Origin of the sequence: Pseudomonas sp. PS02303, from assembly GCF_029959925.1 — a bacterium.
Taxonomy (GTDB): domain Bacteria; phylum Pseudomonadota; class Gammaproteobacteria; order Pseudomonadales; family Pseudomonadaceae; genus Aquipseudomonas; species Aquipseudomonas mandelii.
Genome location: NZ_JASCOM010000328.1, coordinates 1 through 5741, shown reverse-complemented (window position 1 = coordinate 5741; position 5741 = coordinate 1). Strand labels below are relative to the sequence as shown.

The window sequence follows — 5741 nt, the reverse complement described above, 5'->3', positions numbered from 1 at the left end:
AGGCTTGACCGCGAAGGCGTAGTGTCAGTCGACATCAATGTGAATGACAGTACGCCTTCGCGGGCAAGCCTCGCTCCTGCAAGGGGGCCGTGGTGTTTCGGTTATTGCTGCTGAACGGAGATAATCGGCGCCGGCATCGGCGTCGGCGAAACAAACACCTTCGCGTGCATTTGCTCACACCCACCGCCCCGGCGCATCCCGCGTACAGGGCAGGCATCCAGGTAATCCAGGCCCACCGCGAGTTTCAAATGCCGTTCCGGCCGGGCCAATTCGTTGGTCACATCGAAGCTGTACCAAGCGTCATCGAGCCAGGCTTCGGCCCAGGCGTGACTGGCCAGGTGTTCGCTATTCTCGCTGTACAAATACCCCGACACATAACGTGACGGAATGCCCAGGCTGCGGGCGCACGCGAGAAACGCGTGCGTGTGGTCCTGACAGACACCGGAACGCCCGGCGAAGGCCTGGGCGGCGCTGGTGTCCACTTCGGTGGAGCCCGGCGTGTAGGTCATGTGCGAATTGAGGCCATGCATCAAGTCGATCAACGCCGTGCGATCCCGGCGTTTTTTGCATTCCTTTTCCGCGAACGCACGCAGGGCTTCGTCGGCTTCGGTCAGGCGCGTGAAGCGCAGGAACGGCAGTGCCGACTGGCTTTCATGTTCGGCTTCGCGCAGCTCGTCGATGTCCACCTGGCCACGGGCGCCGATGATGATCGCCTCGTGGGGTTCGTCCATGGTCAGCACATGCAGGATGTTGCCGAACGGATCGAGTTGCGCGCGTACCGGGCGCGGCAGGTCGAGTTGCCAGCTGAGCACATGCTGACGCTCGCTGTCGTGGGGTGTCAGTCGCAGGTACTGGATGCTCGCCCGCACCTGATCTTCGTAGTGATAGGTGGTTTCGTGGCTAATGGAAAGTCTCATGCAGCCTCCAGGTAGGAACTGTGAATGGCGTTACCCAACTGGCGCACCAGCGGGATGAATTCGGTCAGCCAGGCGTGCAGGCCTTCGTCGAGAATTTCGTTGATCCCGGTGTAGCGCAGGCGCGCGTCCATCTCCGCCGCCAGACGTTGCGCGGGCCGGCCATTGGCCCCCGGCAACTGGGCAAGGATCTGGTCGATTTCTTCGGTGCAGGCACGCAGGGAACGTGGCACATCGGCGCGCAGCAACAGCAACTCGGCCACATGCCGGGCACCGGGCGCATCGCGGTAGATCTCGGTGTAGGCCTCGAAAGAGGACAGCGCCCGCAGCAATGCACTCCACTGGTAATACGCGTGAGCCGTGCCGTCGCTGACCGCTTCGGCCTGATCGCCGGCCATTTCGTAGCGGGCGTCGAGCAGGCGCAACGTGTTGTCGGCCCGTTCGATAAACGTCCCCAGGCGAATGAAGCGGAACGCATCGTTACGCATGATCGTGCCGTAGGACGCGCCACGGAACAGGTGGGAACGTTCCTTGATCCACTCGCAAAAACGGCTCATGCCGTAGCGACTCAGGCCTTGCTCGGCGATCCCGCGAATTTCCAGCCAGGTGGCGTTGATGTTTTCCCACATGTCGGCGGTGATTCGCCCACGCACCGCATGGGCACTGGCCCGCGCCGCGCCCAGGCAGCTGTAGATGCTCGCCGGGTTGGCCGCGTCCAGTGCGAAGAAATGCAGCAGCCGCTCGGCGTGCAAATCACCGTGGCGCTCCAGGTAATCGTCCAGGGTGCCGGTAATCAGCAGCGGCATGGCCAGTTCGTGCAGACCGTCACCGCGACCGTCCTGCGGCATCAGCGACAGCGAATAACTGATGTCGAGCATCCGTGCGAGGTTTTCCGCCCGCTCCAGGTAACGCGACATCCAATACAAATCCGAGGCAGTTCTACTTAACATGGCAGGCTTCCTTCAATCCTCGACCACCCAGGTGTCCTTGGTTCCGCCGCCCTGGGAAGAATTCACCACCAGAGAGCCTTCACGCAGGGCGACACGGGTCAAACCGCCGGGCACAACCCGGGTTTCGCGGCCAGACAATACAAACGGACGCAGGTCGATATGGCGTGGCGCAATGCCGTTTTCGACAAAGGTCGGACAGGTCGACAGGGACAACGTCGGTTGCGCGATATACGCATGAGGCTTGGCTTTGATTCGCGCGCGGAACGACTCGATTTCCGCCGCGGTCGCCGCCGGCCCCACCAGCATTCCGTAACCGCCGGAGCCCTGGGTTTCCTTGACCACCAGGTCTGGAAGATTGGCCAGCACGTGGGACAGTTCAGAAGGATTGCGACACTGGAACGTCGGCACGTTCTTCAGGATCGGCTCTTCGTCCAGGTAGAAACGGATCATGTCCGTGACAAACGGATACACCGATTTGTCGTCCGCGACCCCGGTGCCGATGGCATTCGCCAGCACCACGTTGCCGGTTCGGTAGGACGACAGCAGCCCTGGAACGCCGAGCATCGAATCCGGGTTGAACGCCAGCGGGTCGAGGAATGCATCGTCGAGGCGACGGTAAATCACGTCGACCGCCTTCGGCCCGTCCGTGGTGCGCATGAACACCTTGTCGTCGCGCACGAACAGGTCCGCGCCTTCCACCAGCTCCACGCCCATCTCTCGCGCCAAAAAGGCGTGCTCGAAAAACGCGCTGTTGAAGCGACCCGGCGTCAGCACCACCACGCTCGGATTATCGATCGGGCTGGAGCTTTTCAGAGTGTCGAGCAGCAGGTTCGGATAATGGTCGATCGGCGCGATGCGCTGAGCCGAGAACAACTCGGGAAACAGTCGCATCATCATCTTGCGGTCTTCGAGCATGTAGCTCACGCCGCTGGGTGTACGCAGGTTGTCTTCGAGCACGTAGTACGTGCCGTCGCCATCGCGCACCAGATCGACACCGGAAATGTGCGAATAGATATCGCGATGCAGATCGAGCCCTTGCATCGCCAGCTGGTATTGCTCGTTGGCCAGCACCTGCTCGGCCGGAATGATGCCGGCCTTGATGATGCGCTGCTCGTGGTAGAGGTCGGCGAGGAACATGTTCAACGCCTTGACCCGCTGGATACAGCCGCGCTCGACGATCCGCCATTCACTGGCGGGGATGCTGCGCGGGATGGTATCGAAGGGAATCAGGCGCTCTGTCCCCTGCTCATCACCGTAGAGCGTGAAGGTAATCCCGGCGCGATGAAATAACAGATCGGCCTCGCGTCGCCGTTGTGCCAAGAGCTCGTCAGGCGTCTCGGCCAGCCAACGGGCAAACTCCCGATAATGCGGGCGGACCTGGCCGCCGGCATCGTACATCTCATCAAAATAGGTGCGGATCATGCCGTACTCCTTGTCACCCGGACATCTAGGCATCGCAAGGCCCGTGCCATCGGCAGAAACGCTTTGTTATCAATCAGTTGGAGAATCACGCCGTTTGCACCGCACCAATCCTGTGCAGCAAACGCCCCACGCTGATCGCCCCCGCTTCATTGCAAGGCGACGTTGTCACCTATCACCAGCATAGTCAGAGTTGATTTCACTGCCCGGCCGGCGGTGCGGATAATCCGCGCATCCGCTGCAAAACCTGACCGAACTTCCCTTTAGCCGCCTGCTCAGGCGGTTTTTTTTGCCTCGGGATTCTTGTTTCAGGGTTTTGCCAAGGGGCGGATGCCACAAACGAAAACGGCCAACCCGAAGGTCAGCCGTTGCTGAGCGTTGTCACTGTTCATAACGTTATGCGAGACGCCCTCGTATTTCCTGCTTGACGCCCCACCCTTCGAGGATGCCGCCCAGAGGCTCAACCACCGCCTCGAAACCCTGTTCGAAATCGCCGATATCATCGTAGGTGGCGTACATGACTTTGCTCAGTTCGAGCGCCCATGCGCCGTCATCGCGCACACTGATTTGCGCGTTCAAGGATTCACCTTTGTATTGCCCTGCCGCCCTGCGTGCCCGCTCCTCGTCCGGGAAAATGGCGTAGAACTCGATGGGATGGAACCGTGAAAAATCGAAACCGCCTTCTTTCATGCGGCGCAACACGCTGCTGCTGATGTCTTCTTGATAGGCTGTGCTCATGAAACGTCCCCCTCAATCATGATGGATAGACTTTCCGTATTCCCGGCACGCGCAACCGATTGGTGCGAGCGATGCGGCAACCAGGTCGCCGGTGGGAAGCAAGCATGTAGCTGACAAGTCCAGACCTTAGCGATCCGTTCGCTGATCTCGATTGCAGAGTAGCCCCAAGACGGAGGCGCTGCCAAGGCCTGGATAAGAATGAGACAGGTGTTGTTCAGATTGGCGTGATGTCGAGGATTTGAATGCTGTTCTGCGCTTTGAGATTTTTTACGCTGGCATCAGCGGTTCGCCCTTCCAGATCATTCAGATCCAGTTCAGCGGCGACAGGAAGGAGCCGGCCTTTGATGAGTTTCGCGGCTTGCTCGTTATCCGGGCACTTGTCGCACTCAAAGACTTCATCGACTGTTTCACCGTGATCATCCACGAAAGTGATTTTCCACTTTTGCATCAGTGCCTCCTCGAACAAACCCGCAAATGGGCTTACATCCATCTGGACTTTTGGCCTGAGTGATCGTTCAAACGGATTACCGCATGCAGGTATGAAAAACATACAGGAACCTGCAGGAGCGAAGCTTTCGCGAGCAAGCTTCGCTCCTGCAAGGGGGTTATGCGTACATCTTCAGTTTAGTCGTTGCTTGGCTTGTTGATCGCTTGCAGCACGTATTGCGGCAAGGCGAAGGCGCCGATGTGGATTTCCGGGTTGTAGTAGCGGGTGATGATGCCGCTGCCGGCGAAACGCTGTTGCAGGGTTTCGCGGGACAACTTGCGATAGGCGGTGTTGGTCGCCCCCCAGGCAAAGGTCATCGAGCCGCCGATGTAGGTCGGCACCGCGGCCTGATAGAAGTGCCAGTCCGGGAACAGACTGCGCAGGCGACCCGCAGTGGTTTTGACTTCTTCGATCTGCATGAACGGCGTGCCGTTCTGCGTGACCAGGATGCCACCCTCGTTCAGGCAGCGACGGCAGGCCTGGTAGAAGTTTTCGGAGAACAGCACTTCACCCGGACCGATCGGGTCAGTGGAATCGGAAATGATCACGTCGAATTTTTCGGTGGTGGTGGCGACGAAACGCATGCCGTCATCGATTACCAGGTTCAGGCGTGGATCATCGAACGCACCCTTGGAGTGGTTCGGCAGGAATTCCTTGCACATGTCGACCACGGTGCCGTCGATCTCGACCATGGTGATGTGCTCGATGCTGCGGTGCTTGGCCACTTCACGCAGCATGCCGCCGTCGCCGCCACCGATAATCAGTACACGTCTGGCGGCGCCATGCGCCAGGATCGGCACGTGGGTGAGCATCTCGTGGTAGATGAATTCGTCGGCCTCGGTGGTCTGGATCACGCCGTCCAGCGCCATGACCCGGCCCATGCGCGGGTTCTCGAAAATCACCAGGTGCTGGTGTTCGGTGCGCACTTCGTGCAGCAGTTTTTCCATGCGAAAACGCTGGCCGTAGCCTTCGTAGAGGGTTTCCAGGTATTCGCTGGTGGTGATGTTGCTCATGGGAAGTGCTCCGATGAATGCGGTGGCAACGGACGGTTACCCGCCCATGATGGCCAATCGATCGGCTCGATTAACCGGGAAAGGCGCGCATTCTACGTTGCGGAAGATGACAGGTCGAACCTTCTGACGCCCACATACCTGTAGGAGCGAGGCTTGCCCGCGAAGAACGATAACTCGGTCTCTCTGTTAAACCGTTTAATCGTTTTTCGCGGGCAAGCCT

General features: G+C 59.5%; 6 protein-coding genes. All 6 read right to left on the bottom strand.

The genetic code is table 11. The features are described 5' to 3' along the window. Window positions 1-101: 101 nt before the first annotated feature. Complete coding sequence (locus QMX98_RS31730) at window positions 102-917, bottom strand: transglutaminase family protein (protein WP_010456609.1); 816 nt, start codon at window positions 915-917, stop codon at window positions 102-104. Continuing rightward, window positions 914-1864 (bottom strand): alpha-E domain-containing protein, encoded by a 951-nt coding sequence (locus QMX98_RS31725; protein WP_010456611.1) that lies wholly within the window; start codon window positions 1862-1864, stop codon window positions 914-916. Before QMX98_RS31725 ends, QMX98_RS31730 begins: the two co-directional genes overlap by 4 nt. 12 nt (window positions 1865-1876) lie before the next feature. Beyond that, the gene (locus tag QMX98_RS31720; RefSeq protein WP_010456613.1) at window positions 1877-3286 is read right to left on the bottom strand and encodes a circularly permuted type 2 ATP-grasp protein; all 1410 of its coding nucleotides are present in this window, start codon (window positions 3284-3286) and stop codon (window positions 1877-1879) included. Window positions 3287-3679: 393 nt separating this feature from the next. Beyond that, entirely contained in the window at window positions 3680-4021 is a 342-nt protein-coding gene (locus tag QMX98_RS31715) for a ribonuclease E inhibitor RraB (RefSeq protein WP_010456615.1), read from the bottom strand. 214 nt (window positions 4022-4235) lie between these two features. Further along, window positions 4236-4469 (bottom strand): hypothetical protein, encoded by a 234-nt coding sequence (locus QMX98_RS31710; protein WP_083376044.1) that lies wholly within the window; start codon window positions 4467-4469, stop codon window positions 4236-4238. 176 nt (window positions 4470-4645) lie between these two features. Continuing rightward, on the bottom strand, window positions 4646-5521 hold the full coding sequence (speE, locus tag QMX98_RS31705; RefSeq protein WP_010456619.1) for a polyamine aminopropyltransferase: 876 nt from the start codon (window positions 5519-5521) through the stop codon (window positions 4646-4648). Window positions 5522-5741: the final 220 nt, after the last annotated feature.